The following is a 14,492-nucleotide window of genomic DNA, read 5'->3' on the forward strand; positions in this document are numbered from 1 at the left end:
ACAGGAGGAAGATCCTCGTGAGAGCCGCAGCACTGTCATCATTCGGGCTTCCCGAAGTATTGGAGGTCACTGAGCGTGAGAAGCCGTCCCCTGGGCCGGGTGAGGTCCGGGTGCGGGTTCGAGCTGCGGGCGTCTTGCCCTTCGATGTCCGGGTACGCAAAGGATGGACCCCGCCGGCACTGAAACTGGACCTGCCGGTCGTGCCGGGAAACGAGTTCGCCGGCGTCGTCGATGAGCTTGGCGAAGGTGTAACCGGCTTCGCTGTTGGTGACGAGGTGATGGGCTATTGCATGCTAGGAGCCTACGCCGAGTGGCTGGTGGTCAGCTCCGAGCAGGTGGTGGCCAAACCTGCCGCCATGCCCTGGGAGATTGCCGCCGGCTATCCCAGCAACAGCCAGGGTGCGCGGATGGCGCTGGAGGCCATCGGAGTCGGTCGGGGAGACACGGTGTTGATCCACGCCGCAGCTGGTGGGTTGGGGACGTTCTCAGTTCAACTGGCGCAGGCGATGGGGGCGGATACGGTCATCGGCACTGCGAGCGAAACCAACCACGACTACCTCCGATCACTGGGAGTGGTCCCGGTTACCTACGGCGACGGGTTGGTTGAGCGGGTCCGGGAGGTGGCTCCGTGGGGAATCGACGCTGCCTTGGACGCGGCCGGCCCCGAGGCCCTGCGCGCGTCGGCGGAGTTGGTTGAAAACCGGCAACGGATCCGCACGATGATCTCTTTCGAAGCTGCCGAGGAGCTCGGTGTCCCGGATCTGACCGGCACCCGTTCGGCCGAACGACTCGCCGAGCTGGTCACTCTGCACAGCGAGGGCAAGATCAAGATCAACGTGCGCGCTACCTACTCGCTGGAGGAGGTGGTCAAGGCACACCGTGACGTCGAGAGCGGGCACGGCCGGGGCAAGGTCGTCTTGCTGATCGACTGAGCTCTCCGCCCGGGGCGGTACTCACGCCGCCCCGGGAACCGGCCCCACTGGCTGGCCGTTGCGGGCTCACCGTTAGGCCATTCGGCGGTTAAGGGGCGGTTGGAGCATTCGGCTTTGCTGAACTCGGACGGGCATTGTGCGTACTTTCGCATCGGGTGAACGGCGTCAGACCGTCCACACAGCTCGGAAGTTTCGCTCCAACCGCTGTTCTCCGGCATCGACTCCGAGCAGGTGCATCGAGCCGATCTCAAGTGCGCACCGTCCTCTCTCTCGAGCCCCGGCGCCGACACTGGAGCGATGAGCGATGAGCGACTCAGAACATGGTTAGTTACTGGAGCCTCCCAAGGGCTGGGGCGCGCCTTCACCGAGGCGGTGCTGGAGGCCGGGGAGGTCGTGGTGGCCACCTCCCGGAAGCCCGGCGCGCTCGACGATCTCAAGGCCGCGCACGGTAATCGGCTGGTTCCGCTGACGCTGGACGTCACCGACCGATCAGCAGTGCTCTCCGCATTCGCCGATACCGCCGAGTTGACAGGCGGGATCGATGTGCTGGTGAACAATGCTGGCTATGGCCTCGCCGGCGGTGTCGAGGAGGTCGATGAGCAGCTGGTCCGTGATCAGATGGACGTCAACTTTTTCGGGATGCTCTGGGCTGTGCAGGGCGCGCTACCTGTCATGCGTCGGCAAGGCAGCGGACACATCTTCCAGATATCCAGCATCGCCGGCATCACCAGCTACCCCAACTTAAGCATGTACTGCGCGAGCAAGTGGGCGCTTGAAGGAATGAGCGAGACGTTGGCCCATGAGGTAGAGGGGCACGGCATTCGAGTCACGTTGGTCCAGCTCGGCGAGTTCCGCACCGCGTGGAGCGCGGATTCGATGGTCCGGGCCGAGCCAATGTCCGAATACGACGAGGTGCTGGCTACGTGGCGACACGGCCTGTCCGGGGCTTTCGCTGATCGGCAACCGGGAGATCCCCGTAGGGCGGCGCAGGTTCTGCTAGACGTGGTTGACCACGACGCCCCTCCGCTAAGACTGCTGCTCGGGAGTCGCGCAGCTGAGCTCGCCCCACGTGTCTACCAGGAGCGTCTCAGCGAGTGGCAGCGCTGGAATGATTTCGCGAAAACCGTCGACCATGGAGATTCGTAGGCCGTCCCGGAGTCGGTTTCAGGATGATGAGCGAGGCTCCTCAACGCACGAGCGGTCCCGGGACAAGTTTGTCTAGCTTTCCTCGAGATCGCCCAGTCGGTGCGTGCTGATCGAAGGGTATCCGTCCCCGATGCAGTCTGTCAGGTGGTCGCGCAGCCGTTGCAGATGCAGGACGCGCTCATTGAGTGCACCGTGTCATGCATCGGAAAGCAGCGCTCGGCCTTCGTGGGTGGAAGGCTCGTCGGGGCCCGGCCAGCGCGCTGCGGATGGTCGCCAGGGAGATGTCGAGACACTGGGACAAACCGGATAGAGGTGACCCCCGCAGCGTCCCGGAGACGGCGGAGTTGGTTGCCGGCCGCATGTCGGCTGATGACCAGCCGCTTGTTTTCGTGGAAGTCTGGAGCCGGGATCGTGGCGCCCTGTGTTCGAAGAACCGAGTGATCGCGTTCTCCGGCACGCGCGAGGGGACGTGGCCATGATCACAGCGGATCTACCGAGATGATCGACCTCAATTTTGGTTGAGGTCCCGGCGTCGGTCCCCCGGGGCCGACGCCTCATGCAATGCGGGAGAAGACCGGCCGAGAACACCTGCCTAGAAGATCGGAGTGGCAGTGCTCATAGGTAGTACTGGGTTGACTCGTTCCGCTTCCACCATCGTCCGATGGTTCTTCGGCCGATCCGCCGTGCACGACGGCCTCGCAGGCGACGCCGTCGACCTGACCGACATCCCGTACGGTCGCGGTGCCCTGGCACCGCGGTCGGCCAGAGCGGACGCCTCCGCCGTCGTCACGACGGAGCACACGCACAGCTTCTTCGTGGCCCTCAAGAGAGTGATCGACCGGTCCCACGGCGAGCGTGCGGACAAGCCGGTGGTGTTCGTGCCTTATACGAGCCAGGCAGGGAACTGCACTCGGTAGAGCACTCGCGGAAGGCATTCGCTCAGTTACATGCGTGATCAAAGGTGGTGCGTTCGGCTTGCCCAAGCGCGGAACCAGTTTGACGTGGACGGGAACCCCACGGATCCGCGGGGACGCAACGAGGCCGCAGCTGTGATGCTCGATCAGCTGACCTGGTGGACGCGGGCGTTGTCCAACGCCAGGGCCGAACGACCTTACTGAGTTTGACCGAGGAAGCCATGTGCTCGCCTGGCCTGTAATGCCCTGCTGACACGCACGGCGTTCACCGATTCTTGAGTGGAATCAGGTGGTGGTTCGAGGAGTGGAAACGAGTATGGATGGTGTCCGCGCGCATCGGAAGGACCGATGGGAACGCAAATCTCGTCCTCCGGTGCGGAACCCTCGCTCACCCCGGAGGCCGGTCCTTGTCTCAGGCTCATACAGAGTTTCACCGCTGGTTCGATGAGCGACGGACCGTAAACAACTACGAGGTTTCGGTGGTCAGCCTGGACGAGCTCGATGGCTGGCTCAGCGACCCAGAATCGGGAAATCTAGTTCACCGGTCCGGACGTTTTTTCACAATCGAAGGGGTTGACGTCACCACCGATCACCGCGAGGTCGGCGCATGGAGTCAGCCGATCATCCTGCAGCCCGAGATCGGAATCCTCGGCATCCTTGTCAAGGACTTCGGCGGGGTCACACACTGCCTGATGCAGGCGAAGATGGAACCAGGCAACGTCAATATGCTGCAGCTTTCGCCCACCGTGCAGGCCACCCGCAGCAACTACACCCAAGTGCATGGCGGCAACCAAGTTCCCTACCTGGAGTATTTCCTGTCTCCACGGCGTGGACGGGTGGTGTTCGACGCGCTGCAGTCCGAGCAGGGTTCCTGGTTCCTGAACAAGCGTAACCGCAACATGATCGTCGAGGTGGATTCCGAGATCGAGGTCCGGGACGATTTCCGCTGGGTCAGCGTCGACGAGCTCCGCGATCTGGTGCATGAACCGAATCTGGTCAATATGGACTCTCGAACAGTCCTCTCCGGCATGTCCTTCCTCTACAGTGATAGCCAAGGCAGTGGCTTGCACACCACTCAGGAGCTGCTGAGCTGGTTCACCGAAGCGCGGTCGCGCTACCGGCTCGACCGGAGGCTGATCAATCTGTCCGCGGTGAAGCACTGGGAGCGATCAGCCGAGCGGATCTCGCACGAGGACCATTTGTTCTTCGACGTGATCGGTGTCGACGTGCGAGCCACCAGCCGAGAGGTGGCGAGTTGGTCCCAGCCGATGATCGCGCCGATCGGCCACGGCATCATCGCGTTCTTGGCCAAGCGCATACGGGAACAACTGCACCTGTTGGTCGCGGCCCGCACAGAGCCCGGAACCGGTGACGTCGTGGAGATGTCCTCGACGGTGAACTGTACTCCGGAGAACTATCGCCGGGGTGCTGAGGACCAATATCCGCTATTCCTGCGGGAAGTGCTCGATGCGCCGCCGGAGCGGGTGCTTGTCGATGTCGTGCACTCGGAGGAAGGGGGGCGTTTCTACCACGCGGAGAACCGATACCTGGTGGTCGAGGTAGCCGAGGAATTTCCGCTGGAGGTCCCGGAAGACTTCGTGTGGATGACAGTCGACCAGCTGACCAGCTTCGTGCGTTACGGCAACCACGTCAACGTGGGTGCCCGGTCGTTGCTCACCTGTATTGGCCGCTGACGAGCAGAGGAAGACATGACATTGCCACACGCGACGCGTCGTGAAGATACACCCGAACACACTGCCCCCGAGGCACTCGACCCGCAACGGTTCCGGGACGCCCTAGCTCGGTTTCCGAGCGGAGTGACCGTGGTGACTACCAGAGATCAGCACGGGCAACCCTACGGGCTCACCGCCAGCGCGTTCACCTCGGTCTCGCTCGATCCTCCCCTGGTGTCGTTCTGCCTTGCCCACTCGGCGGCGTGCCATCCGGTATTCGCTGGAAGTGACGCCTTCACTGTGAATGTCCTGGCCGTACAGGACACTGACCTGGCTCTGCGCTTCGCGAGACAGGGGGAGGACAAGTTTGCCGACAAGCGGATGCATGGCACCCGCGAAGGCGCGCCGACCGTGGCGGACGCCTTGGCCGTGCTCGACTGCTCGGTATACGCACGACACCCGGCAGGGGACCATACGATCCTGCTCGGCGAGGTCCAGCAGGCACAGGTGCGCGACGGTGACCCGCTGGTGTTATGGGGCAAGACGTTCCAGCGTGTCACGGAGTTGGCCTCGTGAGCCGGGGACGGGTGTGGTGGGGTGTGCTTGGATGCGCCGACGTTGCCCGGCGGCGGGTGCTGCCAGCTCTTGTCACGGTCCCCGGCGTCGAGTTGGTGGCTGTGGCCAGTCGGGAACGCGAGCGGGCTGAGGAGTTCGTGCGCGGTACTGGCGCTGCTCCGGTACAAGGCTACCGGGAATTGCTCGAGCGCGACGACATCGATGCCGTTTATGTTCCGCTTCCGGCCGGACTGCACGCTCCGTGGATCCGGCAGGCACTGCTGAACGACAAGCACGTCCTGGCTGAGAAGCCGATGACCACCGACTTGGCCGAGAGCCGGAGGTTGGTGGAACTGGCCCGGTCCCGCGGCCTGGTGCTACGAGAGAACTACATGTTCGTTCATCACCCGTCACATGCTCGTATTCGGGAGATGGTCGCGCAGGGCTCGATCGGTGAGCTTCGGTCATTCTCGGCTACGTTCGCCATTCCACGGCGCCCCGACAGGGACATCCGACTGCGCCCCGAGCTCGGCGGGGGCGCTCTGCTCGACGTGGGCGGCTATCCTCTACGCGCGGCGCAGCTATTTCTCGGTCCTGGGTTGCGAGTAGCCGGAGCGGCCCTGCGTCCGGGTGCCAGCGGCGTCGACGTCGGTGGTGAGGTCATTCTGGAGAGCCGGGACGGCGTACTCGCCCAAGCTGGTTTCGGTCTAGAACACCACTACACTTCGCGATACGAGTTGATCGGCTCGTGCGGCTCGATGCTGGCTAGTCATGTGTTCACCCCACCGACCACACACCGCCCCATGCTGCGACTCGAGGTCGGGGAGCGCCAGGAGGAGATCCTGCTTCCTGCTTTCGACCAGTACCAGGCCGCGATCTCGACGTTCGTCCAGGCGATCGTCAGCGGTCCACTTGTCGACCCCACGATCGAAGCTCAGGCCGAGCTCGTTAGCTGCGCCCGTTCGCTCGCCGGTTCCCTCCACAGATAAAGGAATCACGCATGGACGAAAACAAGGAACTCATACTGGATTTGGTGCGCAAGTATCACCAAACACGGGAGCAGGGGCGTTTCGTCCCAGGTGAGACGCAGCTGCTGGCGTCAGGCGCCTCCCTGATTGAGGAGGACCGGGTTGCCCTGGTCGAGGCTGCGCTCGACATGCGCATCGCGGCCGGGACCAGCTCGCAGCAGTTCGAACGACAGTTCGCACGTTTCTTCTCACTGCGCAAGGCACATTTGACCAACTCTGGGTCGTCGGCAAATCTGATTGCGCTGAGTGCGCTGACCTCGCCCAAACTCGAGGAATACCGCCTCCGACCCGGTGACGAGGTGGTGACCGCCGCTGCCGGATTCCCCACCACGGTCAACCCGATCGTCAACAACGGGCTGGTGCCGGTGTTCGTGGACATCGAGCTTGGTACATACAATGCTACTCCGGAACGAATCGAGAACGCGATCGGGCCACGTACTCGTGCGATCATGGTCGCACATTCCTTGGGAAATCCCTATGCGGTCCGGGAAATCGCACAGATCGCTGAGGACCGGGGATTGTTCCTTGTCGAGGACAATTGCGATGCTGTCGGATCGCTATACGACGGGCAACGTACAGGTACATTCGGCGATCTATCAACCACTAGTTTCTACCCGGCTCACCACATCACGATGGGAGAAGGCGGTTGCGTGCTGACCAACAATCTGGCGCTCGCCCGCATCGTGGAGTCGATTCGGGACTGGGGGCGTGACTGTTGGTGCGAACCAGGACAGGACAACAAGTGTCTCAAGCGTTTCGACCAACAATTAGGCACGTTGCCTCGTGGTTATGATCACAAATACATATTCTCGCATGTGGGATACAATCTGAAGTCAACCGATCTGCAGGCCTCTCTCGGACTCAGTCAGCTGGCCCGGATCGAAGACTTCGGAGCTGTCCGGCGGCGGAACTGGCGGCGGCTGCGGGAAGCGCTGGACGATGCTCCGGGCCTACTGCTGCCAGAGCCCACGCCCGGTAGCGACCCGAGCTGGTTCGGATTCGTACTCACCGTCACGCCGGATGCGAACTTCACCCGTGCTGCCCTGGTCGAGCATCTGGAGTCTCGCCGGATTAGCACGCGGCGCCTGTTCGGTGGAAACTTGACTCGGCACCCCGCCTACGAGGATGTTCGATACCGGATCAGTGGAGACCTCAGAAATAGTGATATCGTGACCGAGAATACCTTCTGGGTGGGCGTGTACCCGGGCCTGGACGACGAGATGATCGACTTCATCGCTTCTTCCGTGCTCGATTTCGTCACCACCCACCGGTAAAGTGCTCGCCCCGCACCCCACGCCGTGGCATTTCATATCAGCGGACGTGGTGGGAATCCGGACGAACGTTCCCACAGTGCCTCGCTTCTGGGGCGCGCGGCAGAATCGGTTGTCCAGCAGCACCAAATAGGTGATTTCGGTTGACCGCGACTGGTTGGCTTCGAGAGCGGTGGATTCGCGTTGTGTCAGGAATCAGTAGTTCAATGCTGTCCCGGCCTTGGTGGCGGACTGGTGGTGGAGCTGGTTCCGGGTGGAGTTGGCACCGTGCGCTCTCTGCTTACCCTGCGTTCGGCGTCAGTTGGTGGGGAAGGGTTTTCGCTCCGGTGGAGCCTGGCCGTGACGATCATCGAAAAATCCGGTGCCGTCCTACGGTCGTGCGCTGTGTGGTGATGAATTGTTGATCTTGATGTGAGTGGTGGAACGCATTACCGGACCGTCCCGGATGGCTCGTGAGGGATCGACGAACCATCGCTGCCGGTCGTGCGGGTGCGGTTGCAGGGCGACGGCACGGCCGATGTCGATGGCGAGGCGGTGTTCGTCACGATCGTGTACGTGCTGCTCAGCGAGCACTCGTGGAGTGATGTGCCGTCGTGTTTCGGCGCCTCGAGATCCACGTGTACCGTCGGTCCGACATCGAAGGACCATCGGTACGCTGCAAGGACTGCGAGTTGTTCGCTTGCTTCGCGAACTGCAGCGGCTGGAAGTACGACAGGTCCTGAAGCACCAGCACCTCTGCGGTCTTCGGGGCTGAGTGGCAGCGGGTCCGGGATGCGCCGGAAAGGGCCGTACTGGTGGTTCTCGCTGGTCAGAAGTTCGCCCGCGTGGCCCGTGCATCGGGGATCGTTCGTGTGGGGGGCGAAGTCCCGCCTCTCATGCGAACGGTCGCCCGTGGCCGGTGTGCTGCTCCCGGGCCCTACGTCGAGTCGTAGATCGCGGTACTCTCGATGTCGTGCTGCTCGGCCGCATCGGCGGCAGTGAGCTCGCCAGCATCGACATGTGCGACCGGGGCACGACGTCGCAACGGTGTCCACGGGGCGTTAGCGTGACCCCGTAGCCGGACCTCCTGGGCGTGGTGGAGGTAGTCTCGTTCCTGGCGAGACCCGGATGGTCTGTGAACAAGCCTCCCGGGAGCTGCAGTTAGAGGGCGTGTCCGCCGGCGACCTGGAGGACTTGCCCGGTGATCCACCGGGCTTGGTGTGACGCCAGGAAAAGCGCGGCGTCGGCGACGTCGTCGGGGTAGCCGACACGGCCCAAAGGCACTACTGAGGTGACGTGGTCGAGGTGCTCGTCGGCGAGCCAACCTGTCTGGATCGGCCCGGGGGCGATGGCATTGACGCGAATGTTGACCGGTGCCAGGTCGAGGGCAGTCGCGCGGGTCAAGGCTTCCACTGCGGCCTTGGAGGTGCCGTAGCCAATCTGTCCGGGAAAGGTTCCTGCGGCGTCGGTCGAGATGTTGACGACGCACGCTGGAGTGCCCCGTCGACGGCGAGCGAGTTCGCTCGTAAGCACAGCCGGGGCGATCGCATTGACGCGGTAGTGCCGCTGGAGCCCGTCACCGGTCAGATCATCGACGGTGTCCGGACTTTCGCAGTGGGCGGCATTGTTGACCAGCACGTCCACGGGGCCGAGCCGGTCTTCGACGTCGTCCAAAAGCTGCGTGATCGCTGCGGAGTCCGAGAGATCGGCCTCGACGGTGATGGCAGTGCTGGGAAGACCTCGAGCGAAGCGCTCCGCGCTCTCAGCAGTTGGGGTTTGGTGTTGCCACTGTGTCCCGGCGGGGGCGGGTGGTTCGCCGGCCAGGTAGTGCACCGCCAGGCGGGCCCCCTGGGTGGAGAACGCCTCGGCTATCGCTGCCCCGATACCGCCCGCACCGCCGGTGACGAGAACGACTTGTCCGTCGAGTTGAGGATCGATCACGAATTGAGCGTGCCATGACCTCGAGTACGCTGTCGCACCGTTTTCTGGTACGGCAACGCTAAGCGTTTGCCGGCTGACGTTCGCAATCAGCTCGTGCCCCGGATCGTGATCACTCAATGTGTCAGGGCAGGTCTTCCGGATGTTGCCTGCGGCCGTGTTGTGGCGGTGGGGTGACGTCGTGGAAGCCGGGTGATCGGGCGACCACGTGTGCCGGGGCGGAGGAGGAGCTGGCGTAGCGTGGCGAACGGTTCTGGGACGGGAACGGCTGAATCATCGTCCCGGAGGAAGAAGTGGTCTCCGTCGCACCCGCGCCGGTATGTGGCGTCCGCGTGGCCACCGGCCCGCAGGCGACGCGGGCACTCCGCCGGCAGGGCATCGTGCCGCACGCCTCGAGCCGTCGTGGCACTCCCCGGGCCGAGTGACGCCCCCGTTCGACGCCGGGGTGAGTGCACCGGCCCGGCCCCCGAGCGGTCCGCAGTCGGACGGCGAATCGTCTCGGCGTGCCGAGGGAGCGCCCGGCTGCCCCGATCTCCGGCGCACGCGTGCCGCGCTGACAGACGGGGCGTCAGGAGTTGAAGTGCTCCCGCCCGGGCGGACACCCGACAGATGGGGCTGTTGGCGACGGTGCTCCGGATGCTGATCCACTCACGGGTGGAACGGTCCATCGTTGATCTCTCCTGGGGGAGCAACTACGATCAAAATAGGAAGATTGCGAAGTGCTGGGCTAGGGGAACGCGTGGAAGAGCTCGCCCGGAATGACCTACCCAGGGACGATCTCTGCTCGTATTCCAACCGGACTCGGACGGTGAAATTTCCGTGTGGATCGCGGACAGCCCGACTGCCCGCGTTGGCGGCACCGGTCCTGCCGGGGACGCGAAATCCGTTCTCGACCGCGTGCGATTCGAGGCGTGCTCGCGAACACCCCTCCCCGGTAAACGGGGGCGAAGTGGGGGAGGCCGAAGTGGAGCTGATGCTATCCCTGCAACCACGGGTTTTCCAAGGGAGGCAGTGACAGCGCGATCGACTCGGCGCGCTGAAGCAGTTCGAGTGCTGGGAGCCGCGCATGGCAGACGGTTTGTTCAGCGTGATCCCTGGTTACGAGGCGCTCGACGCGGCTAGGCGGGAGCCGGGAGACCGGCTGTTCGTGTCCGATTACCACGGCGGTCACCCCTTCGTCGACGAATATCTCGGCAAGCTCGCTAGCACTCCGTTACCCCGTTTGGGAGACGTGACGCGATACGCGGCCGTGGACGAGGACGTGCTGCTGCGCGATCGGATCGCCGAGTTCCACCGTCGCTACGACGAGTCCTCCGTCGAGCGGGACGCGGTGCTGGCCGGGGGCGGTTCCAGCATGCTTATCGCCACCTTCTGCACCTGGCTGGCCGTGAACGAGGTCGGGAAGGTGGCCCACCTGCCGCCGGTGTACTACAAGTTCGCCTACTTGTTCAGACAGTTCGGCATCGAACCGCAGCCGGCGGCCGGCCCCCACGTCATCCAGTCGGGGTGCGAGCTGCAGCTGCCCGCGCTACGGGGTTTCGACGACACCACGGTGCTGGAGAGGTTGGCCGAGCGCTTCGTGCAGCGCGAGTACGCCGCGGGGGACGTGATCGCCGAGGCGGGTCGCCCGGACGACGAGGTCGTGCTCATCGCGCACGGCAAGGTGAACAAGATCGGCACGGGCCCTACGGGGAGCAGACGGTGCTGGGAGTGCTGGCCGGTGGCGAGCACTTCGGTGGTCAGGTGCTGGCCGAGGGCCAGGGCAGCTGGGGTTCACCGCCAAGGCCGTGACCCCGTGCACGGTGCTGGCGCTGCCGCGCCAGTCCGCCCAGGAGGTGGTGGACCGGTCCGAGGCGCTGCGCAGCCACCTCGCCCAGCTGCGGAGCGGTCCGCAGGGGGCACACAACGAGGACGGCGAGTCCGCGGTCTCGGTGGCCGCCGGGCACGCAGGCGAGCCGGACCTGCCGGGCACGTTCGTCGACTACGAGCTCAAGCCCCGCGAGTACGAGCTCAGCGTGGCCCAGACGGTGCTGCGCGTGCACAGCCGGGTCGCGGATCTGTACAACAAGCCGATGGACCAGACCGAGCAGCAGCTGCGCCTGACCATTCAGGAGCTGCGCGAGGAGCAGGAGCGGGAGCTGGTCAACAACCGCGAGTTCGGCCTGCTGCACAACGCCGACCTGCGCCAGCGCATCCACACCCGCACCGGCCCGCCCACTCCGGACGACATGGACGAGCTGCTGTCGCTGGTGTGGAAGGAGCCGGGCTTCTTCCTGGCGCACCCGCGGGCCATCGCCGCGTTCGGCCGCGAGTGCAGCCGCCGCGGGTTGTACCCGGCCAATGTGGACGTAGGTGGGCACCAGGTGCCCGCGTGGCGGGGCGTGCCGCTGTTCCCGTGCAACAAGCTGCCGATGAGCAACCAGCGGACCACCTCGATCATGCTGATGCGCACCGGTGAGGCCAACCAGGGAGTGGTCGGGCTGCACCAGACCGGTATCCCGGACGAGTACGAGTCGGGGCTGTCGGTGCGGTTCATGGGCATCAACGAGAAGGCCGTCATCTCGTACCTGGTCTCGACCTACTACTCCGCCGCGGTGCTCGTACCGGACGCGCTGGCGGTGCTGGACGACGTCCAGACGGGACGGGAAAGCTGAGTCATGGCGGAGCAACCGTTCGAACTTCCCGAGTTCTACCTGCCCTGGCCCGCCCGGGCGAATCCGCATCTGGAATCGGCCCGCGCGCACTCGCGGACGTGGGCGCGGGACATGGAGATGCTCGTCGCCGAGGGCAACGTGGGCAGCAGCGGTGCGTTCGCCTGGGACGAAGCCACGTTCGACTCGGCCGACTACCCGCTGCTGTGCGCCTACACCCATCCGGACGCCACCGCCGAGGATCTCGACCTGGTCACCGACTGGTACGTGTGGGTGTTCTACTTCGACGACCACTTCCTCGAGCACTACAAGAAGACGGGAGATCTGACCGGGGCGCGCGAGTACCTGACGGGGTTGGCGGCCTTCATGCCGACGCGGCCGACCGACCACGCCCCCACCGCGACGAATCCGGTGGAGTGGGGGCTGGCCGATCTGTGGGAGCGCACCGCCTCCATCATGTCGCCGGAGTGGTTGGCCCGGTTCGCCGCCAGCACCCGCGACCTGCTCGAGGACTGCGTCTGGGAGCTGACCAACATCACCCAGAACCAGGTGCCCAACCCGACCGAGTACATCACCATGCGCCGCAGGGTCGGCGGGGCGCCCTGGTCGGCCGGGCTCGTGGAGCTCGCAGCTCGGGCGGAGGTCCCGGACGTCATCGCGGCGAGCAGGCCGATGCGGGTGCTGACCGACACCTTCTCCGACGGGGTGCACCTGCGCAACGACCTGTTCTCCTACCAGCGCGAGACGCAGGAGGAGGGTGAGCTCAACAACGGGGTGCTGGTCATGGAGACCTTCTTCGGCACCGGTCCGCAGCGGGCCGCCGAGCTCACCAACGACCTGTTGACCTCGCGGTTGGAGCAGTTCGAGAACACCGCCTCGACCGAGGTTCCGGCCCTGTGCGACGAGCACGCCCTGGATCCCGCGGACCGTGCGAGCGTGCTGGCCTACGTCAAGGGGTTGCAGGACTGGCAGGCCGGTGGCCACGAGTGGCACGCCCAGTCCAGCCGGTACATGAACGAGCACGTCACCACGAGGTCCAGCGCCCCGGTGCTGCACGGGCCCACCGGTCTGGGCACCTCGGCGGCACACGCGTTCACCCGGTTGCGGCCGGGAGCGCGACGGCGGGCGCGGCAGCACTCCCACCGGCCGTTCCAGGCGGTGGGGCACTTGACGTTGCCCGAGTTCGACATGCCGTATTCGACCCGGATGAGCCCGCACCTGGACAGCGCGCGGGCCCACGAGGTCGACTGGGCGCGCCGGATGGGCATGTTCGAGTCCGTGCCCGGTGTGGAAGCCGGTGGGGTGTGGAGCGAGTCCCGGTTCGTCCGGTTCGACTTCGCCTACTGCGCGGCGATCATCCACGCCGACGCGGATCCGGACCAGCTCAACCTCTCGACCGACTGGTTGACCTGGGGCACCTACGGGGACGACTACTTCCCGCTGGTGTTCGGCAGCACCAACAACCTCGCCGGGGCCAAGGCCTGCAACGAACGTCTCGCGCTGTTCATGCCGCTGGATCTCGGCGCCGTTCCGGAGGCGACCAATCCCGTCGAGCGGGGCCTGGCCGACCTGTGGCAGCGGACGGCCGCTCCGCTGACCGTGGCCGCGCGACGCCAGTTCCGGACCGCAGTGGAGGAGATGACCACCAGCTGGGTGTGGGAGCTGGCCAACCAGATCCAGCACCGGGTGCCGGATCCGGTCGACTACATGGAGATGCGGCGCAAGACGTTCGGGGCGGACATGACGATGAGCCTGTCCCGGCTGACCCAGCTCGACGTCGTTCCCACCGAGGTGCAGCAGAGCACGGTGATGCGGCAGCTGGAAACCGCCGCGCAGGACTACACCGCCCTGGTCAACGATCTGACCTCCTACCAGAAGGAGGTCGAGTTCGAAGGCGAGATGCACAACCTGGTGGTGGTCGTGCAGCACTTCCTCGAGGTGGACCGGTGGCAGGCCCGCGACGTCGTGGTCGACCTGATGAACGCGCGCAGGCACCAGTTCGAGCGGATCCTCACCGACCAGCTGCCCCGGCTCTGCGCGGAGTTCGACCTCGACGAGTCGGCCCGCAGGGTCCTCACCGAGCACGCCGAGGGGCTCCGCGAGTGGATGGCGGGAGTGCTGGCGTGGCACCGCAAGTGCGTGGTGCGCTACTCCGAGCCCGAGCTGCGTGCTCATCACCGGCCCCGCTCCTCCGGTGCGCCGTCCGCCGTCGAACCACACGCGCCGGACCAGGACGTCGACGCCGGGGCCACACCGGTGCGGCGACTGCTGGCCGGCCCGACCGGACTGGGCACCTCGGCGGCAAGGCTGGCCGAGCGGGCAGCCGCCCGTGCGGCTTCCTCCAGCACCGACTGAGCGAAGAATCCCGCCTTTTCCCGCTCCTGCTTCCCGCCCCGACACACGAT

Annotated in this window: 9 protein-coding genes and 1 pseudogene; 9 read left to right on the forward strand and 1 reads right to left on the reverse strand. The window is 65.2% G+C overall.

The features are described 5' to 3' along the window. The first annotated feature begins 17 nt into the window (after positions 1-17). The 7 genes from G9Q41_RS20120 (at position 18) to rfbH (ending at position 7,522) form a co-directional block, all read left to right on the forward strand. Positions 18-932, forward strand: coding sequence for an NADP-dependent oxidoreductase (locus tag G9Q41_RS20120; protein WP_165633816.1), 915 nt, complete (start codon positions 18-20; stop codon positions 930-932). Between the two features lie 297 nt (positions 933-1,229). Next, positions 1,230-2,078, forward strand: a complete 849-nt coding sequence (locus tag G9Q41_RS20125) for an SDR family NAD(P)-dependent oxidoreductase (protein WP_165633817.1) — start codon at positions 1,230-1,232, stop codon at positions 2,076-2,078. Positions 2,079-2,710: 632 nt separating this feature from the next. Beyond that, positions 2,711-2,995 (forward strand): hypothetical protein, encoded by a 285-nt coding sequence (locus G9Q41_RS20130; RefSeq protein ID WP_165633818.1) that lies wholly within the window; start codon positions 2,711-2,713, stop codon positions 2,993-2,995. 404 nt (positions 2,996-3,399) lie between these two features. Then, a complete protein-coding gene (locus G9Q41_RS20135) occupies positions 3,400-4,686 on the forward strand; it encodes an NDP-hexose 2,3-dehydratase family protein (RefSeq protein WP_207631589.1) in 1,287 nt (428 codons plus the stop codon). Positions 4,687-4,701: 15 nt separating this feature from the next. Beyond that, the gene (locus tag G9Q41_RS20140) at positions 4,702-5,241 is read left to right on the forward strand and encodes a flavin reductase family protein (RefSeq protein ID WP_165633820.1); all 540 of its coding nucleotides are present in this window, start codon (positions 4,702-4,704) and stop codon (positions 5,239-5,241) included. Continuing rightward, positions 5,238-6,209: a Gfo/Idh/MocA family oxidoreductase gene (locus tag G9Q41_RS20145; RefSeq protein WP_165638177.1), complete on the forward strand. Its 972-nt coding sequence runs from the start codon at positions 5,238-5,240 to the stop codon at positions 6,207-6,209. The genes G9Q41_RS20140 and G9Q41_RS20145 overlap by 4 nt, the downstream gene beginning before the upstream one ends. Before the next feature lie 11 nt (positions 6,210-6,220). Next, positions 6,221-7,522, forward strand: coding sequence for a lipopolysaccharide biosynthesis protein RfbH (rfbH, locus tag G9Q41_RS20150; RefSeq protein ID WP_165633822.1), 1,302 nt, complete (start codon positions 6,221-6,223; stop codon positions 7,520-7,522). A 1,137-nt stretch (positions 7,523-8,659) separates the two neighbouring features. Here rfbH and G9Q41_RS20155 read toward each other — a convergent pair. Next, positions 8,660-9,439 (reverse strand): SDR family oxidoreductase, encoded by a 780-nt coding sequence (locus G9Q41_RS20155; RefSeq protein ID WP_165633823.1) that lies wholly within the window; start codon positions 9,437-9,439, stop codon positions 8,660-8,662. A 1,507-nt stretch (positions 9,440-10,946) separates the two neighbouring features. Between G9Q41_RS20155 and G9Q41_RS20160 the strand changes: the two are divergent. Further along, positions 10,947-12,090, forward strand: a pseudogene (locus tag G9Q41_RS20160) (family 2B encapsulin nanocompartment shell protein); the annotation flags it as partial. Positions 12,091-12,093: 3 nt separating this feature from the next. Beyond that, a complete protein-coding gene (locus tag G9Q41_RS20165; RefSeq protein ID WP_165633824.1) occupies positions 12,094-14,442 on the forward strand; it encodes a germacradienol/geosmin synthase in 2,349 nt (782 codons plus the stop codon). The last annotated feature ends 50 nt before the right edge of the window (positions 14,443-14,492 follow it).

The sequence above is a fragment of the Actinopolyspora sp. BKK2 genome (genome assembly GCF_011291845.1).
In the GTDB taxonomy this organism is placed as follows: domain Bacteria; phylum Actinomycetota; class Actinomycetes; order Mycobacteriales; family Pseudonocardiaceae; genus Actinopolyspora; species Actinopolyspora saharensis.

Excerpts from the sequence above, each read along its gene's own strand:
- G9Q41_RS20125 (WP_165633817.1), top strand. The coding sequence starts at position 1,230 with ATGAGCGATGAGCGACTCAGAACATGGTTAGTTACTGGAGCCTCCCAA.
- G9Q41_RS20140 (WP_165633820.1), top strand. The coding sequence starts at position 4,702 with ATGACATTGCCACACGCGACGCGTCGTGAAGATACACCCGAACACACT.
- rfbH (WP_165633822.1), top strand. The coding sequence starts at position 6,221 with ATGGACGAAAACAAGGAACTCATACTGGATTTGGTGCGCAAGTATCAC.
- G9Q41_RS20165 (WP_165633824.1), top strand. The coding sequence starts at position 12,094 with ATGGCGGAGCAACCGTTCGAACTTCCCGAGTTCTACCTGCCCTGGCCC.